This is a genomic window from Variovorax sp. 01N429, from assembly GCF_056399425.1.
Map to the genome: position 1 here is coordinate 23947 of NZ_JBFTRG010000021.1, position 14568 is coordinate 38514.

14 protein-coding genes are annotated in these 14568 nt (G+C 64.5%); all 14 read left to right on the forward strand.

The window, feature by feature from the left end; genetic code table 11:
• The first annotated feature begins 4 nt into the window (after positions 1-4).
• The 14 genes from AC1DSF_RS26370 (at position 5) to AC1DSF_RS26435 (ending at position 14517) form a co-directional block, all read left to right on the forward strand.
• Positions 5-514: a DinB family protein gene (locus tag AC1DSF_RS26370; protein WP_478125888.1), complete on the forward strand. Its 510-nt coding sequence runs from the start codon at positions 5-7 to the stop codon at positions 512-514.
• A gap of 41 nt (positions 515-555) precedes the next feature.
• The gene (locus AC1DSF_RS26375) at positions 556-1344 is read left to right on the forward strand and encodes an enoyl-CoA hydratase/isomerase family protein (protein ID WP_478146268.1); all 789 of its coding nucleotides are present in this window, start codon (positions 556-558) and stop codon (positions 1342-1344) included.
• A gap of 28 nt (positions 1345-1372) precedes the next feature.
• The gene (locus AC1DSF_RS26380; RefSeq protein WP_478183720.1) at positions 1373-2044 is read left to right on the forward strand and encodes a DUF4126 domain-containing protein; all 672 of its coding nucleotides are present in this window, start codon (positions 1373-1375) and stop codon (positions 2042-2044) included.
• Positions 2037-4031 carry an acetyl/propionyl/methylcrotonyl-CoA carboxylase subunit alpha gene (locus AC1DSF_RS26385; protein ID WP_478183721.1) on the forward strand — a complete coding sequence of 665 codons (1995 nt, stop codon included), beginning with the start codon at positions 2037-2039 and terminating at the stop codon, positions 4029-4031. Before AC1DSF_RS26380 ends, AC1DSF_RS26385 begins: the two co-directional genes overlap by 8 nt.
• A gap of 65 nt (positions 4032-4096) precedes the next feature.
• Positions 4097-5620: a sugar ABC transporter ATP-binding protein gene (locus tag AC1DSF_RS26390; RefSeq protein WP_478183722.1), complete on the forward strand. Its 1524-nt coding sequence runs from the start codon at positions 4097-4099 to the stop codon at positions 5618-5620.
• Positions 5617-6645 carry an ABC transporter permease gene (locus tag AC1DSF_RS26395; RefSeq protein ID WP_478125893.1) on the forward strand — a complete coding sequence of 343 codons (1029 nt, stop codon included), beginning with the start codon at positions 5617-5619 and terminating at the stop codon, positions 6643-6645. The genes AC1DSF_RS26390 and AC1DSF_RS26395 overlap by 4 nt, the downstream gene beginning before the upstream one ends.
• 52 nt (positions 6646-6697) lie before the next feature.
• Positions 6698-7651: a substrate-binding domain-containing protein gene (locus tag AC1DSF_RS26400; protein WP_478183723.1), complete on the forward strand. Its 954-nt coding sequence runs from the start codon at positions 6698-6700 to the stop codon at positions 7649-7651.
• A 167-nt stretch (positions 7652-7818) separates the two neighbouring features.
• Positions 7819-8748: a 2-hydroxyacid dehydrogenase gene (locus AC1DSF_RS26405; RefSeq protein WP_478183747.1), complete on the forward strand. Its 930-nt coding sequence runs from the start codon at positions 7819-7821 to the stop codon at positions 8746-8748.
• A gap of 62 nt (positions 8749-8810) precedes the next feature.
• Positions 8811-9731, forward strand: a complete 921-nt coding sequence (locus AC1DSF_RS26410) for a hydroxymethylglutaryl-CoA lyase (RefSeq protein WP_478183724.1) — start codon at positions 8811-8813, stop codon at positions 9729-9731.
• Complete coding sequence (locus AC1DSF_RS26415) at positions 9731-10219, forward strand: YbaK/EbsC family protein (RefSeq protein WP_478125897.1); 489 nt, start codon at positions 9731-9733, stop codon at positions 10217-10219. Before AC1DSF_RS26410 ends, AC1DSF_RS26415 begins: the two co-directional genes overlap by 1 nt.
• Positions 10216-10455 (forward strand): DUF1289 domain-containing protein, encoded by a 240-nt coding sequence (locus AC1DSF_RS26420; protein ID WP_478183725.1) that lies wholly within the window; start codon positions 10216-10218, stop codon positions 10453-10455. Before AC1DSF_RS26415 ends, AC1DSF_RS26420 begins: the two co-directional genes overlap by 4 nt.
• Positions 10452-11087, forward strand: coding sequence for a DsbA family protein (locus AC1DSF_RS26425; RefSeq protein ID WP_478146263.1), 636 nt, complete (start codon positions 10452-10454; stop codon positions 11085-11087). The genes AC1DSF_RS26420 and AC1DSF_RS26425 overlap by 4 nt, the downstream gene beginning before the upstream one ends.
• 243 nt (positions 11088-11330) lie before the next feature.
• Positions 11331-13025 (forward strand): MFS transporter, encoded by a 1695-nt coding sequence (locus tag AC1DSF_RS26430; RefSeq protein ID WP_478183726.1) that lies wholly within the window; start codon positions 11331-11333, stop codon positions 13023-13025.
• 217 nt (positions 13026-13242) lie between these two features.
• On the forward strand, positions 13243-14517 hold the full coding sequence (locus tag AC1DSF_RS26435; protein ID WP_478183727.1) for a PucR family transcriptional regulator: 1275 nt from the start codon (positions 13243-13245) through the stop codon (positions 14515-14517).
• The last annotated feature ends 51 nt before the right edge of the window (positions 14518-14568 follow it).

A 14568-nucleotide genomic window follows, 5' to 3' on the forward strand; every position in this document is an offset into this window, starting at 1 on the left:
TGCCATGACGCTACCGAATTACTTCGCAAGCCTGGGGCGCTATCACGTCTGGGCGACGAACAGGTTGATCGGAACGAACCTGCACGGACTGTCCGACGACGACTGGCACCGCGACTGCGGGCTTTTCTTTCGCTCCGTGCATCGCACCGTCAATCACCTGCTGCTGACGGACACCATCTGGTTTTCGCGCTTTGCGGAAGGCAAGTCGCCGCGCCTTGCGCTCGACACCGAACTGCACACCGACCGCGCCGAAGTCTGCAAGCAACTCGGGGAAGCCGTGACACGCTGGAGCCCCTGGCTGGCAACGCTGGAGCCGGAGCGCTTCAATGGCGAGCTGGTCTACACGCGGAACAACGGCGAGGAGGTGCGGATCCCTTTCGCGCCGGCGCTTGGCCATGTCTTCAATCATGCGACCCATCACCGCGGCCAATTGACGGCCGCACTGACGGCAATGGTCCACCCCGGCCCCGAGCTGGACTGGGTGTATCTGTTGCAGCAGGAAAGCAAGGGATGAATCCCTCGTCCCAGCCTGCAGGTGTTCACAGAGAGCATTGAATGAATAACTTCACCACACTCGAACTTGCCATCGAAGGCGCGGTTGCACGCATCTGGCTCAACCGGCCCGAACTGCGCAATGCTTTCGATGACGTCGTCATCCGCGAACTCGGCGAAGCCTTTGCAGAGGCGAGTGCGGCGGCTGAAGTGCGGGTGATCGTGCTCGGCGCCAACGGCCCGGCATTTTGCGCGGGCGCGAATCTCAACTGGATGCGCCGCGCGGCTGATTTCACGCGCGATGAAAACACCGCCGACGCAGCGGCGCTCGCGGCGATGCTGCGCACGATCCACGAGAGCCCCAAGCCCGTCATCGCTCGCGTGCAGGGAGATGTCTATGCGGGCGGCATGGGGTTGGTTGCCGCCTGCGATATCGCCGTGAGCGTCGACACCGCCTGGTATTGCCTGAGCGAAGTCAAGATCGGCTTGATCCCCGCCACCATCAGCCCTTACGTGCTGCGTGCGATGGGCACGCGCGCAGCGCAACGCTGGTTCCTCACGGCCGAACGCTTTTCTGCCAAGGAAGCGCACCGCATCGGTTTCGTGCATGAGGTGGTCGACGCCGACGGTCTCGATGCGAAGGTCGCGGAGATCGTCAAGGCGCTCACCAACGCCAGCCCAGCGGCGGTGCGTGCGTGCAAGACCCTTATTGCCGATGTCGCAGGCCAGGAGATCGACGACGCATTGGTCGCCAAGACAGTCCAGGGCATCGCCGACATCCGCGCGAGCGAACAGGGGCGCGAAGGCGTTCAGGCCTTCCTGCAGAAGCGCAAGCCGAGTTGGCTGGCCTGACGAACATGCTGAATGCTGGGGGTGAGCGATGACGTCTTTGGATATGCCCCAACTGTTGGCGTTGGCCGCGGCGTTGGGCTGGGCCAGTGGCGTTCGCCTCTATCTGGTGGTGCTGTTGACGGGGCTCGCCGGCTATCTTGGCTGGCTGCCTTTGCCCCAAGGATTGCAATTGCTCGCGCATCCAGTCGTCATCGCAGCGAGCGGGTTCATGGTCTTCGTCGAGTTCTTCGCCGACAAGATCCCTGGGCTCGACTCCATCTGGGACATGGTCCATACCGCGATCCGCATCCCTGCCGGCGCCGCACTGGCAGCCGGTGTGTTCGGCGCCGACCATGCGGCGATGGCCCTGGTCGCGGCGCTGCTCGGTGGCAGCTTTGCGGCCACGGCGCATGCGGCCAAGGCGACGACGCGCGCGGCCATCAATACGTCGCCGGAACCCTTCAGCAACGTCGGAGCCTCACTCGTTGAAGACACCATGGTTCCGGCCGGCCTGTGGCTGGCCGTTGCGCATCCGCTGGTCTTCGGCGTGCTGTTCATCGGCGTGCTCGTGCTCAGCGTGTGGCTGATCCGCAAGAGCTGGCGCTTCCTCAAATCGCTTTTCAGCCGCGTGGCCCGCATCTTCAGCGGCCATGCCGATCCGGGCGTGGTGCCCGCGTTCCAGCTCAAGAAGAATCCTCCCGGAGACTCATCGAATGTTTAAGAAGATCCTGATCGCCAATCGCGGCGAGATCGCATGCAGAGTTGCAGCGACAGCCCGCCGCATGGCGGTTCGCACGGTGGCTGTCTATTCCGACGCGGACGCGCACGCCAATCATGTGCGCGCCTGCGATGAGTCGGTCCACCTTGGCGGAAGCGCGCCCAAGGACAGCTACCTGCGCTGGGAAAAAATCCTCGAAGCGGCCAAGGCCACGGGCGCCGAAGCGGTCCATCCGGGCTACGGATTCCTGAGCGAGAACGAAGAGTTCGCCCAGGCCTGCGCCGATGCGGGCCTGGTCTTCATCGGGCCGCCGCCTTCGGCCATCAAGGCGATGGGCCTGAAGGCCGAGTCCAAGCAACTGATGGAAAAGGCCGACGTGCCGCTGGTGCCGGGCTATCACGGCAGGGACCAGAACCCGGCACTGCTGCAGCGCGAAGCCGATCGCATCGGCTATCCCGTGCTCATCAAGGCAAGTGCGGGCGGCGGCGGCAAGGGCATGCGTGTGGTCGAGAAGGCTGGGGACTTCGCGGGGGCATTGGCTTCGTGCCAGCGCGAGGCGATCAACAGCTTTGGCGACGACGCGGTGCTCATCGAAAAATACGTGCAGCGGCCGCGCCACATCGAGATCCAGGTCTTCGGTGACACGAAGGGAAACTACGTCTACCTCTTCGAGCGCGACTGCTCCGTGCAGCGCCGCCACCAGAAGGTGCTGGAGGAAGCGCCCGCGCCCGGCATGACCGAGGCCATGCGCAAGCAGATGGGCGAAGCGGCCGTGGCTGCAGCGCGCGCGGTGAACTACGTCGGTGCGGGCACGGTGGAGTTCATCGTCGAGCAGCGCGGCGAAGGGGAAATGAACTTCTTCTTCATGGAGATGAATACCCGCTTGCAAGTGGAGCATCCGGTGACCGAAGCCATCACCGGGCTCGATCTCGTTGAATGGCAACTGAGAGTGGCCTCGGGCGAGGCATTGCCGTTGAAGCAAGATCAGCTCCAGATCCACGGCCACGCGATCGAAGCACGCATCTGCGCCGAGAACCCGGACAACAACTTCCTGCCCGCCACCGGAACGCTTCGCGTCTATCGCAAGCCGCAGGCGACTGCGTTCCAGCGCAGCCGGGTGCGCATCGACGATGGTGTGCGCGAAGGCGGCGTGATCTCGCCCTTCTACGACTCGATGATCGCCAAGCTCATCGTGCATGGCGCCACGCGCGACGAAGCGCTTGCGAGGCTCGATCTCGCGCTGGCGCAGACGCACATCGTCGGCGTTGCGACCAACGTGCAGTTCTTGCGCGGCATCTTGCGCACCGATTCGTTCTCGAAGGCGAAGCTCGACACCGCCCTGATCGAACGCGAGCGCGCCGTGCTGTTCGACCAGGAGCCGCTCGGCCTGCCGCTTGCGGCCGCCGCATCGATTGCACGCACGCTCCTGGACGAATCCGCCACAGCGACGGCCGATCCGTTCAGCCGCCGCGACGGATGGCAGTTGCACGGCGTGGCGGTGCGGCCTTTCGAATTCGAATTTCGTGGCGAGCCGCAGACGGCCGAGTTGCGCTATTTGCACGACGGCGCGATGTCACTCAGCGTCGGCGGGACATCGGGCATCCTGCAAATCGGCAGCTTTCCCTCGGGTGAGATCGAAGTGCAATTTGCCGGGCGCCGACACACGCTGAACGTTTATGAAGAGGAGTCGACCGCCTACGTTTTCACTGCCGACGGCGCGACGCGGATCACGGCCATCGACCGGCTCGCGCATGCGGGCGAGGTCCACGCCGAAGGCGGGCGCCTCACGGCACCGATGCCCGGCAAGGTCGTCTCCTTCGCGGTGAAGGCGGGCGACAAGGTCACGCGCGGCCAGCCGCTCGCCGTGATGGAAGCCATGAAGATGGAACACACGATCGCCGCGCCCGCGGACGGCACCGTGCAAGAGCTGCTCTACGCGCCGGGCGACCAGGTCGCCGAAGGCGCGGAGCTGCTTACCCTCGGCGCCTGAGGGTTTGTTCTGGTCAGGCCAATTCGGCCCTATGGCAGAGTCGTCGGACGACCGGTCGACACCCCATGCCGCAACCCATCGTCACCATCCGTGATCTGACCAAGTCTTTCGCAGGCGTCCGTGCGCTCGACAGGGCGCAGTTCGACCTGCTGCCCGGCGAGGTGCACGCGCTGATGGGGGAGAACGGCGCGGGCAAGTCCACGTTGATGAAGGTGCTCGCGGGCGTCTACCGCAAGGATGCCGGTGAAGTGACTTTCGACGGAAGGCCGGTGGACATCGAGAGCCCGCGCGCTGCGCAGGCGCTGGGCATCGGGATCATTCATCAGGAGCTGAACCTGATGAATCACCTGAGCGCCGCGCAGAACATCTTCATCGGCCGGGAGCCGCGCCGGAGATTCGGCGTGTTCATCGACGAGCAGGCGATGCGCGTCGATGCACGGCGCATCTTCGAGCGCATGCACCTGCGGCTCGAGCCGGACACGCCCGTGGGCGAGCTCACCGTCGCCAAGCAGCAGATGGTGGAAATCGCCAAGGCGCTGTCGTACGACTCGCGCGTGCTCATCATGGACGAGCCCACCGCCGCGCTGAACACCGAGGAGGTGAGCGACTTGTTTCGGATCATCGGCCAGTTGCGTTCGCAGGGAGTCGCGATCGTCTATATCTCGCACAAGATGGATGAACTCAAGCGCATTGCCGACCGCGTGACGGTGATGCGCGATGGCCAGTACATTGCCACCGTGCGGATGGCCGACACCGCCATGGACTCGCTCATCGCCATGATGGTCGGACGCCATCTCGCCGACGTCGAGAACGATTTTCCGGACACTTCGCAGAACGAGATCGTGCTCGAAGCCAAGGGCATCCACCGCGGCGCCATGGTGCGCGACGCCAGCTTCGTCTTGCGCAAGGGCGAGATCCTGGGCTTTGCCGGCCTCATGGGTGCAGGCCGCACTGAATTGGCTCGCGCAGTGTTCGGCGCCGACCCCATCGACTCCGGCGAAGTCTGGCTGCATGGCCGCGAGGTGAAGATCAAGTCGCCGCAAGATGCCGTGTCGCACGGCATCGGCTATCTCTCCGAAGACCGCAAGCATTTCGGGCTTGCCACCGGCATGGACGTGGAAACGAACATCGCGCTGCCAAGCATGAAGCGATTCCTGTCGATGGGCTTCTTTGTCGACCAGCCCGCCATCGAGGCGGCGGGCGAGCGCTATGTCAAGCAGCTCAACATCAAGACGCCTTCGGTGCGCCAGCAGGTGCGATTGCTGTCCGGCGGCAACCAGCAGAAGATCGTCGTCGCCAAGTGGCTGCTGCGCGACTGCAACGTGCTCTTTTTCGACGAGCCGACGCGCGGCATCGATGTGGGTGCCAAGGCCGAGATCTATCGCCTGCTGAAGGCGCTGGCGGAGAGCGGCAAGGCGATCGTGATGATCTCTTCGGAGCTGCCGGAGATCCTGCGCGTGAGCCATCGTGTGCTGGTGATGTGCGAAGGCCGCATCACCGGGGAGCTTGCCGGGCGCGAAGCCTCGCAGGAAAAGATCATGCAACTCGCTACGCGGCGCGAAGCCGCGACGACAGGAGACGCGCCTTGACGACACCCACCGCCAGCTCGACCGTTGCCGCACCGGGCTTTTCGCTGAGGGCGAGGCTGTTCCGCCCGGCGACGCGGCAGAAGCTGCTCGCCTTTGCCAGCCTGATCGCGCTGATGCTGTTCTTCAGCCTCGCCTCGTCACAGTTCCTGCAGACCGACAACCTCGTGGGCATCCTGCAATCGACCGCCGTGAACGGCGTGCTCGCGGTCGCCTGCACCTTCGTCATCATCACGGCCGGCATCGACCTCTCGGTGGGCACGCTGATGACCTTCTGCGCGGTGATGGCGGGCGTGGTGCTCACCTACATGGGCATGCCGCTCGCGCTCGGCATTGCGGCGGCGATCTTCTTCGGCGCGCTGTCAGGATTCGTTTCCGGCGTGCTGATCGCCAAGCTCAAAATCCCGCCCTTCATCGCAACGCTTGGCATGATGATGCTGCTCAAAGGGCTGTCGCTGGTGATCTCGGGCACCAAGCCGATCTACTTCAACGACACGCCGGGCTTCACGGTGATCTCGCAGGATTCGCTGATCGGCTACTTCATCCCCGCGCTGCCGATCCCGAATGCGGTGCTCATCCTTTTTGTTGTCGCTGTGGCCGCGAGCATCGTGCTCAACAAGACCATCCTGGGCCGCTACACCTTTGCGCTCGGCAGCAATGAAGAGGCGGTGCGGCTGTCCGGCGTGAACACCGACTTCTGGAAGATCCTCGTCTATACCGTGAGCGGCGGCATCTGCGGCATCGCGGGGCTGCTGATCGCTTCTCGCCTGAACTCCGCGCAGCCTGCGCTGGGGCAGGGCTATGAACTCGATGCGATCGCGGCGGTGGTGATCGGCGGCACTTCGCTCAGCGGAGGCACCGGCACCATCGTCGGCACGATCATCGGCGCCTTCATCATGAGCGTGCTGACCAACGGCCTGCGCATTCTTTCCGTGGCCCAGGAGTGGCAAACGGTGGTCACCGGCGTGATCATCATCCTCGCCGTGTATGCCGATATCCTGCGCCGCCGCAGCGCGAGCAAGCAGTAGAAGATTCGATTCCCTCGATTCCCTCGATTCCCCACACCACAGGAGACTTTGCATGATCCAGAGAAGAGCAGCCACGTTCGCGCTCGGCGCAGCCCTCGTCGGGCTCTCGGGCTTCGCCCATGCGCAGCAGTCGCAGGAGATGTACATCCCCCTCGTGTCCAAGGGATTCCAGCACCAGTTCTGGCAGGCCGTGAAAGCCGGCGCCGAGCAGGCCGCGAAGGACCTGAAGGTGAAGATCAGCTTCGAGGGGCCCGAGACCGAGGCCATGGTGGACAAGCAGATCGACATGCTCTCCGCCGCGCTGGCCAAGAAGCCGCAGGCGATCGGCTTCGCCGCGCTCGACAGCCAGGCCGCCATTCCTCTGCTGAAGAAGGCGCAGGCGGCCAAGATTCCCGTCATTGCCTTCGACTCGGGTGTCGACAGCGACATCCCGCTGACGACCACCGCGACTGACAACAAGGCCGCCGCCGCGCTCGCTGCCGACAAGATGGCCGAACTGATCGGCAAGTCCGGCGAAGTGGCACTGGTGGTGCACGACCAGACCAGCCGCACCGGCATCGACCGGCGCGACGGCTTCCTGAACCGCATGAAGTCGAACTACCCGAACATCAAGATCGTGAGCGTGCAGTACGGCGGTGGCGACCAGCTCAAATCCACGGAGATCACCAAGTCGATCCTGCAGGCCTACCCGAACCTGAAGGGCATCTTCGGTGCAAACGAGGGATCGGCGATCGGCGTGGTCAACGGCGTGAAAGAGATGAAGCGCAATGGCAAGGTCGTGATCATCGGGTATGACTCCGGCAAGCAGCAGAAGAACGCGATCCTCGACGGCAGCATGGCCGGCGCCATCACGCAGAACCCGGTCGGCATGGGTTACAAGACGGTGGAAATGGCGGTGAAAGCGGCGAAGGGCGAGCCGGTGCCGAAGGTCGTGGATACGGGGTTCTTCTGGTATGACAAGAGCAACATCGCGGATCCGAAAATCGCCAGTGTCCTTTATGACTAACCCCCAGGCTGCGCGCACTTCGTGTCGCTTCGCCTACCCCCTTTCAGGGGGCAACACCGGCGGCCCGGCAAAGCCGGTTCCGCGGTGTTTCACGAATGGGGGGCAGGGAGCGGCGGGCGAGAATTGGGGGTCTTTTTTTGCTGCCTTGCTTGGATACCGCTTTGACTATGCGCATTACCGTTTGCCTGACTGACAACCGTCCTGATCCTTGGATCGAGGGGCTTCGTGCTGCTTTGCCGGAGGCGGAGGTCGAGAACTGGGCTCCGGGGGCTGCGGCGGCGGACCATGCGGTGGTTTGGGCGCCGCCGCAGGCTCTCCTGGACGATCAGCCGGGGCTGCGGGGGCTGTTCAATATCGGTGCGGGGGTGGATGCGCTGTTGAAGCTGAAGGTGCCGCCGCAGACGCAGGTGGTAAGACTGGACGACGCGGGGATGTCGGTGCAGATGGCGGAATACGTCTGTCATGCGCTGATTCGGCACTTTCGCGAATTCGATGCGTATGAGGCTGAATCGCGGGCGGGGCGGTGGAGTTACCGCAAGCCTCGCGAACGGCGGGACTTTGCAGTGGGCATCATGGGGCTGGGGGTGTTGGGGGAACGGGTCGCCAAGGCTGTGGCGCAGTTCGAGTTTCCGGTGAATGGCTGGAGCCGATCCGCGAAGGACATCGAAGGGGTTCGCTGCTTTGCCGGGGAAGAAGCCTTCGACGGCTTTCTGCGCGCGAGCCGGGTGCTGGTGAATCTGCTGCCGCTGACGGCTGCGACGCGCGGCATCCTGAACCGCGGCACGCTGTCGAAGCTCAACGGAGGGCAGCCGGGTGGCTATCTCATCAACGTGGCGCGGGGTGCGCATCTGGTGGAAGCCGATCTGATCCCCTTGCTCGACAGCGGGCAGCTCGCGGGGGCGACGCTCGATGTGTTCGAGGTCGAACCGCTGCCCGCCGACCATCCGTTTGTGCGGCATCCGAAGATCACCGTGACGCCGCACTGTTCGGCGCGCACCGAACGCGAAGCATCGATCGCGCAGATCGCGGGCAAGATCCGCGCGATCGAGCGCGGAGAGCCTGTTGCCGGCGTGGTCGATGTCCAGCGCGGATACTGATCGCCTTTCTTTGCAGCCTCGCAGCATTGCAGCCTTGTAGATAGATACCCAAAGACAACGCCATGAAACTCCCCACCCGAGTCAAGATCGTCGACGTCGGCCCGCGCGACGGCCTTCAGAACGAGAAGCAGCCGGTCGCGGCAGAAATCAAGATCGGCCTCGTCCATCGCCTGCAGGACGCGGGGCTGAAGGAAATCGAAGTCACCAGCTTCGTGTCGCCGAAGTGGGTGCCGCAGATGGCGGACAACGCCGAGGTCATGCACGGCATCCGGCGCAAGCCCGGCGTGCGCTATTCGGTGCTGACACCGAACATGAAGGGCTTCGAGGCCGCCATTGCGGCGCCCCGTGATGAATGGCCGGACGAGATCGTGGTGTTCGGCGCCGCGAGCGAGGCCTTTAGCCAGCGCAACATCAACTGCTCCATCGCCGAAAGCATCGAGCGATTCCGGCCGGTCGTCGAAGCGGCGCGGGAGAAGGGCATCTACGTGCGTGGCGCCATGTCGTGCGCCCTCGGCTGCCCTTACGAAGGCGAGATCGATCCTTCGCGCGTCGAAATGCTGGCGGGCCTCATGAAGGGGATTGGTGTGCAGCACATCGGCGTGGCGGACACCATCGGCACCGGCACGCCCGTGAAGGTGCAGCGCGCCATCGACGCGACATTGAAGCACTACGCCATCGACGACATCTCAGGACACTTTCACGACACGTATGGTCAGGCGCTCGGCAACACGCTCGCCAGCCTGGAGATGGGCGTGTGGCAGTTCGACACGTCGTCGGCCGGGCTCGGCGGCTGTCCCTATGCCAAGGGCGCGACGGGCAACGTGGCGACGGAGGACGTGGTCTACATGCTGCACGGCATGGGCATCGACACGGGCATCGATCTCGACAAGCTGATCGATGCGGGCGTCTACATCAGCGATGCGCTGGGCCGTGCGCCGAACTCGCGCGCGTCGAAGGCCATCCTGACGAAGAGGGCCGGCTGATGTGCGGCGCTGAATTGACAGCTTTGCCTGATGGCGTGCAGCGCGTGGCGCGCCTGCTGCAAGACAAGGGCCATCCGCATGCGCCGCAGATGCTCGACGACGCCGCGCGCACTGCGCAGCAGGCCGCCGATGCGCTGGGCATCGGCGTGGGCCAGATCGCCAAGAGCATCGTGTTCCGTCGCAAGGTCGACGAGGTTGCGGTGCTTGTCGTGACCTCCGGCGACAAGCGCGTCGACGAGAAGAAGGTCGAGGCGCTGGTCGGCAAGCTCGGCCGTGCCGATGCCGACTTCGTGAAATCGCGCACCGGCTTCTCGATCGGCGGCGTCTCGCCTTTCGCGCATGCCACGCCGCCCGTGATGCTGATCGACCGCGAGCTCTTTCGATTCGAGGACATCTGGGCGGCAGCCGGACATCCGCATGCGGTGGTGCGCCTGCGCCCGCAAGACCTCGAAGCACTGACTGGCGCGCCCGTCGCGGACGTGGTGTGACCGCGCTTGCCGATCGCGCCATTGCGGCTCGCGAAACAGCGAGCGATGTGCCGTCGCCCTGCATTTCGATCTGCCGCATGGACCCTGCGAGCGGCTTCTGCGAAGGCTGCCTGCGAACCCTCGCGGAGATCGCCGCATGGAGCCGGATGGACGATGCCGAGAAGCGCCGCGTATGGCGCGCCATCGAGCTGCGCGCCGAAGCCGGGTTTCTCGTCGCTTCCGGAGAAAAGGCATGAAGCACATCGTCTTCTATCTCGACTTTCTCTCACCGTATGCCTATCTCGCCTTCGAGCAGTTGCCGCAGGCGCTCGAAGGGTTGAGCTACAGCGTGGCCTACCGGCCCGTGCTGCTGGGCGCACTGCTGAAGCACCACGGCCAGCTCGGGCCGGCGGAGATTCCTGCAAAGCGCGCCTGGACCTATCGCCAGGTGCTGTGGCTGGCTCGCACAAATGGCATCCCGATGCAGATGCCTGCTTCGCATCCGTACAACCCATTGCCGCATCTGCGTCTGGCACTCGCGACGACGATGGATGGCGACATCAACCGGTACGTGGCGGAGACGATCTTTCGCGACGTGTGGTGCACGGGCGCCGAAGCCGGCGATGCGGCGCGTCTTGCCGCACTGTCGGCGCAGCTTCGGCAAGTGCGTGACGTGGGCAGCGACGAGGTGAAGGCGCAACTCAAGGCCAACACCGACGAGGCCATTGCGCACGGCGTCTTCGGCGTGCCGGCCTATGAAGTCGACGGCCGCATGTTGTGGGGCTTCGACGGCCTGGCCATGCTGCGTGCCTACCTCGAAGGCGACGCCTGGTTCGACGGGCCTGAGTGGGCGACCGCGGATCAGCGGCCTTCGCTGCTGAGGAAGTAGCTCGCCCCCAGGGTCGCGCACTTCGTGTCGCTCTCCGCCCCCGGCCGGGGGCAACACCAGCGGCCCGGCCAAGCCGGATTTGTGCGGTGCACATAGGCTTTTTCTACAGGCTGAAACGCGAAGAGCGGGTTTCACCTTAAGTCGTCAGCGAGCATTCAGTTTCGCGACAGGCTCGGGTCAGTCGGCCCTCCAAGAATGCGACACGTCCCACGCCGTGGGCGCATTTCATACGAAGGAGACGACATGTCAGCCACACTAGATTCAAGGGGCGCGCCGCACAGCGCTCCCCGGCCCATGAGCGCGGAGGAGAAGAAAGTCATCTTCGCCTCGTCCCTCGGCACCGTGTTCGAGTGGTACGACTTCTACCTCTACGGTTCGCTCGCGGCGATCATCGCCAAGCAGTTCTTCAGCGGTCTGGATGCGGGCGCGGCCTTCATCTTCGCGCTGCTGGCCTTTGCGGCGGGCTTCCTGGTGCGTCCCTTCGGCGCCATCGTGTTCGGCCGGCTCGGCGACATGATCGGCCGCAAGTACACCTTCCTGGTCACCATCCTGATCATGGGCCTGTCGACCTTCATCGTCGGCCTGCTGCCCAGCTACGGCACCATCGGCGTCGCGGCACCCGTGATCCTCATTGCATTGCGCATGCTGCAGGGCCTCGCGCTCGGCGGCGAGTACGGCGGCGCGGCCACCTATGTGGCGGAGCATTCGCCCCACGGCAAGCGCGGCGCCTACACATCGTGGATTCAGACGACCGCGACGCTTGGCCTGTTCCTGAGCCTGCTGGTTGTTCTCGGCGTGCGTGAAGGCGTCGGCGAAGCAGCCTTTGCCGATTGGGGATGGCGCATTCCGTTCCTCGTGTCGATCCTGCTGCTCGGCATCTCGGTGTGGATCCGCTTGTCGCTGTCCGAGTCGCCCGCCTTCCAGAAGATGAAGGCCGAAGGCAAGACATCGAAGGCGCCGCTGGCTGAATCGTTCGGCCAATGGAAGAACCTCAAGATCGTTCTGCTGGCGCTCATCGGCCTCACCGCCGGCCAGGCCGTCGTCTGGTACACGGGCCAGTTCTACGCACTCTTCTTCCTGACGCAGCAGCTCAAGGTCGACGGCACCACCGCCAACCTGATGATCGCCGCGGCACTCCTGATCGGCACGCCTTTCTTCGTCGTGTGGGGCGCGCTCTCCGACAAGATCGGCCGCAAGCCGATCATCATGGCCGGCTGCCTGCTGGCGGTGGTGACCTACTTCCCGGTCTTCAAGATGCTGACCGAAGCCGCCAACCCTGACCTCGCGAAGGCGCAAGCCACCGCCGGCGTCACCGTGACGGCCGATCCGCGCTCCTGCTCGTTCCAGGGCAACCCCGTGGCGCGTGAGATCGACTTCAACAGCTCCTGCGACATCGCCAAGCGCTTCCTGGTGCAGAACTCGGTGAGCTACGAGCGCATCGATGGCCCGGCCGGTTCGCCCGCCGTGGTCAAGATCGGCGAGACGGCGATCACCGCGCCGGCCGGCAATGTAGTCAACCACAAGTTCGACGAGGCATCGAGCAAGGAAATCGCCGCGTTCAAGAAGTCGGTCGCCGACGGGCTCAAGGCCGCCGGCTACCCGAGCAAGGCCGACCCCGCCAAGATGAACAAGGTCATGACGGTGGTCCTGCTGTTCTGGCTGGTGCTGCTGGTGACGATGGTCTACGGCCCGATCGCCGCCATGCTGGTGGAGTTGTTCCCGACCCGCATCCGCTACACATCGATGAGCCTGCCGTATCACATCGGCAATGGCTGGTTCGGCGGCCTGCTGCCGACCACTGCCTTCGCGATCGTGGCGAGCACCGGCAACATGTACAACGGCCTGTGGTATCCGATCATCATCGCGGCAGTGACGCTCGTGGTGGGCACGATCTTCATTCGCGAGACGAAGGACGTGGACATCTACGCGAACGACTGACCGGCTTTCCGGCATGAGGGCATGGCCCTCGGCTCGACATAGAGGCTTCGTATCTTTCCGGTACGAAGCCTCTTTTCATTGGGGTACCTCTGGCTATCACTCTTGCGTCGGCACGCCGCCTTGCCCAAGATCGGTGGCGTCCAGGCAAGGCGAATGCGCGGAGCGAAGGACGAAAGTACAAGAAAACGAGACGACAAGCAGACCGAGAACCGCTTCAATGCCTGAACCGACGAACGATCCCGCCATCGAGCCGCTGTCGCCAAATCTGCGGAGCCTCGTGCAAAACCTGCGCGAAGACAGCTCGGGACTGTCCTCACGCATGCTCGACATCTTGCGCAGCACCATTCCCGAATACGGCGCGCTGGGCGATTCCCTGGCGCAGGATGTGTATCGCGCCGGCGTCAAGAACGCCGAACTCTGGTATGACGCTCTCCTCGCGAGCGGCAGCCCGCACGTGGACGATCTGCAATGGATCGGCCAATTCAGCCAAAGGCGGCACGCCCAGGCGCTTTCGCTGTCCGCGCTGCTGCAAGCCTATCGAACGGGCTCACGCGTCTACATGGACGCGATGCTCTCGCATGTGCGGCAGCATCGGTCGCTCGGTGACGAGGTGCTGTTCAAGGTCTCGCCTTTCCTGCTTTATTACAGCGACCTGATGAGCCGCACGATCAGCGATGCGTACTTGGCCGAGCACACGCGCGAGATGCGATGGCGGGAGCAGATGCAGGCGCGGCTCTGCGCAGCGGTGTTCGATCCGGTGCGCGCCGGCGCTTTTGACGATGCGGCCCGTGCGCTCGGCATTGCGGCGGACCAACCCCACGTCGCGCTGGCGATGCGGGTGAAGATCACGGAGCCTGTCGCGGAACACCTGTCGCTCCCTGAGCACGCGCTGGAGGCGCTGCTTGCGTCGGCATCCAAGCTTGCGGTTGCAGCCGCCGCAGGCCAGCACCGCGGCCATTGGTTGATCTGGGTGCCGGTGCTCGCCGGGGAGTCGGCCGATGCCCGCGAACGCGGTCTGACCGAACGCGTCAAGCAACTGCTGCGGCTTTGCCCGGAGGTCGAGGCGGCGGGAGTCGGCCTGCCGGGCGCCGGCGTCGCAGGCTGGCGCAGCAGCGCCGAGCAGGCGATGGCCGCCATCGATCTCGGTCGAAGGATCCACAAGGGGAGCTTGAGTTTTCGCTACTCCGAATTCGCGCTGGACACCCTGATGCGCGAGTCCTCCGAAGTGTCCGCCCTTTGCGGCGAGATGATCGCGTGCCTCGCAGCCGAGCCCGCATTGTTGGAGACGCTCGAGGCGTATTTCGACCACCGCCAGAACCACAAGGCCGTGGCGGCTGCACTGGGCATCCACCGCAACACCTTGTTCCACCGGCTCGCGCACATCGAGACTGTGCTCGGAGCGAGCTTCGACGACATGGCATGGCTGTCGCGGATGTACCTGGCGCTGCGCCAGCGCCGTCTGAGCCGTGGTGCGCCGCCGGCGATGCACTGAGTCCTCACCAGCAGTTGTGCAAATGCACAGCAGCGCCGGGCAGTTTGCCAA

Coding starts and splice junctions, on each gene's coding strand:
- AC1DSF_RS26370 (WP_478125888.1), top strand. CDS start 5: ATGACGCTACCGAATTACTTCGCAAGCCTGGGGCGCTATCACGTCTGG.
- AC1DSF_RS26375 (WP_478146268.1), top strand. CDS start 556: ATGAATAACTTCACCACACTCGAACTTGCCATCGAAGGCGCGGTTGCA.
- AC1DSF_RS26380 (WP_478183720.1), top strand. CDS start 1,373: ATGACGTCTTTGGATATGCCCCAACTGTTGGCGTTGGCCGCGGCGTTG.
- AC1DSF_RS26385 (WP_478183721.1), top strand. CDS start 2,037: ATGTTTAAGAAGATCCTGATCGCCAATCGCGGCGAGATCGCATGCAGA.
- AC1DSF_RS26390 (WP_478183722.1), top strand. CDS start 4,097: ATGCCGCAACCCATCGTCACCATCCGTGATCTGACCAAGTCTTTCGCA.
- AC1DSF_RS26400 (WP_478183723.1), top strand. CDS start 6,698: ATGATCCAGAGAAGAGCAGCCACGTTCGCGCTCGGCGCAGCCCTCGTC.
- AC1DSF_RS26405 (WP_478183747.1), top strand. CDS start 7,819: ATGCGCATTACCGTTTGCCTGACTGACAACCGTCCTGATCCTTGGATC.
- AC1DSF_RS26410 (WP_478183724.1), top strand. CDS start 8,811: ATGAAACTCCCCACCCGAGTCAAGATCGTCGACGTCGGCCCGCGCGAC.
- AC1DSF_RS26415 (WP_478125897.1), top strand. CDS start 9,731: ATGTGCGGCGCTGAATTGACAGCTTTGCCTGATGGCGTGCAGCGCGTG.
- AC1DSF_RS26425 (WP_478146263.1), top strand. CDS start 10,452: ATGAAGCACATCGTCTTCTATCTCGACTTTCTCTCACCGTATGCCTAT.
- AC1DSF_RS26430 (WP_478183726.1), top strand. CDS start 11,331: ATGTCAGCCACACTAGATTCAAGGGGCGCGCCGCACAGCGCTCCCCGG.
- AC1DSF_RS26435 (WP_478183727.1), top strand. CDS start 13,243: ATGCCTGAACCGACGAACGATCCCGCCATCGAGCCGCTGTCGCCAAAT.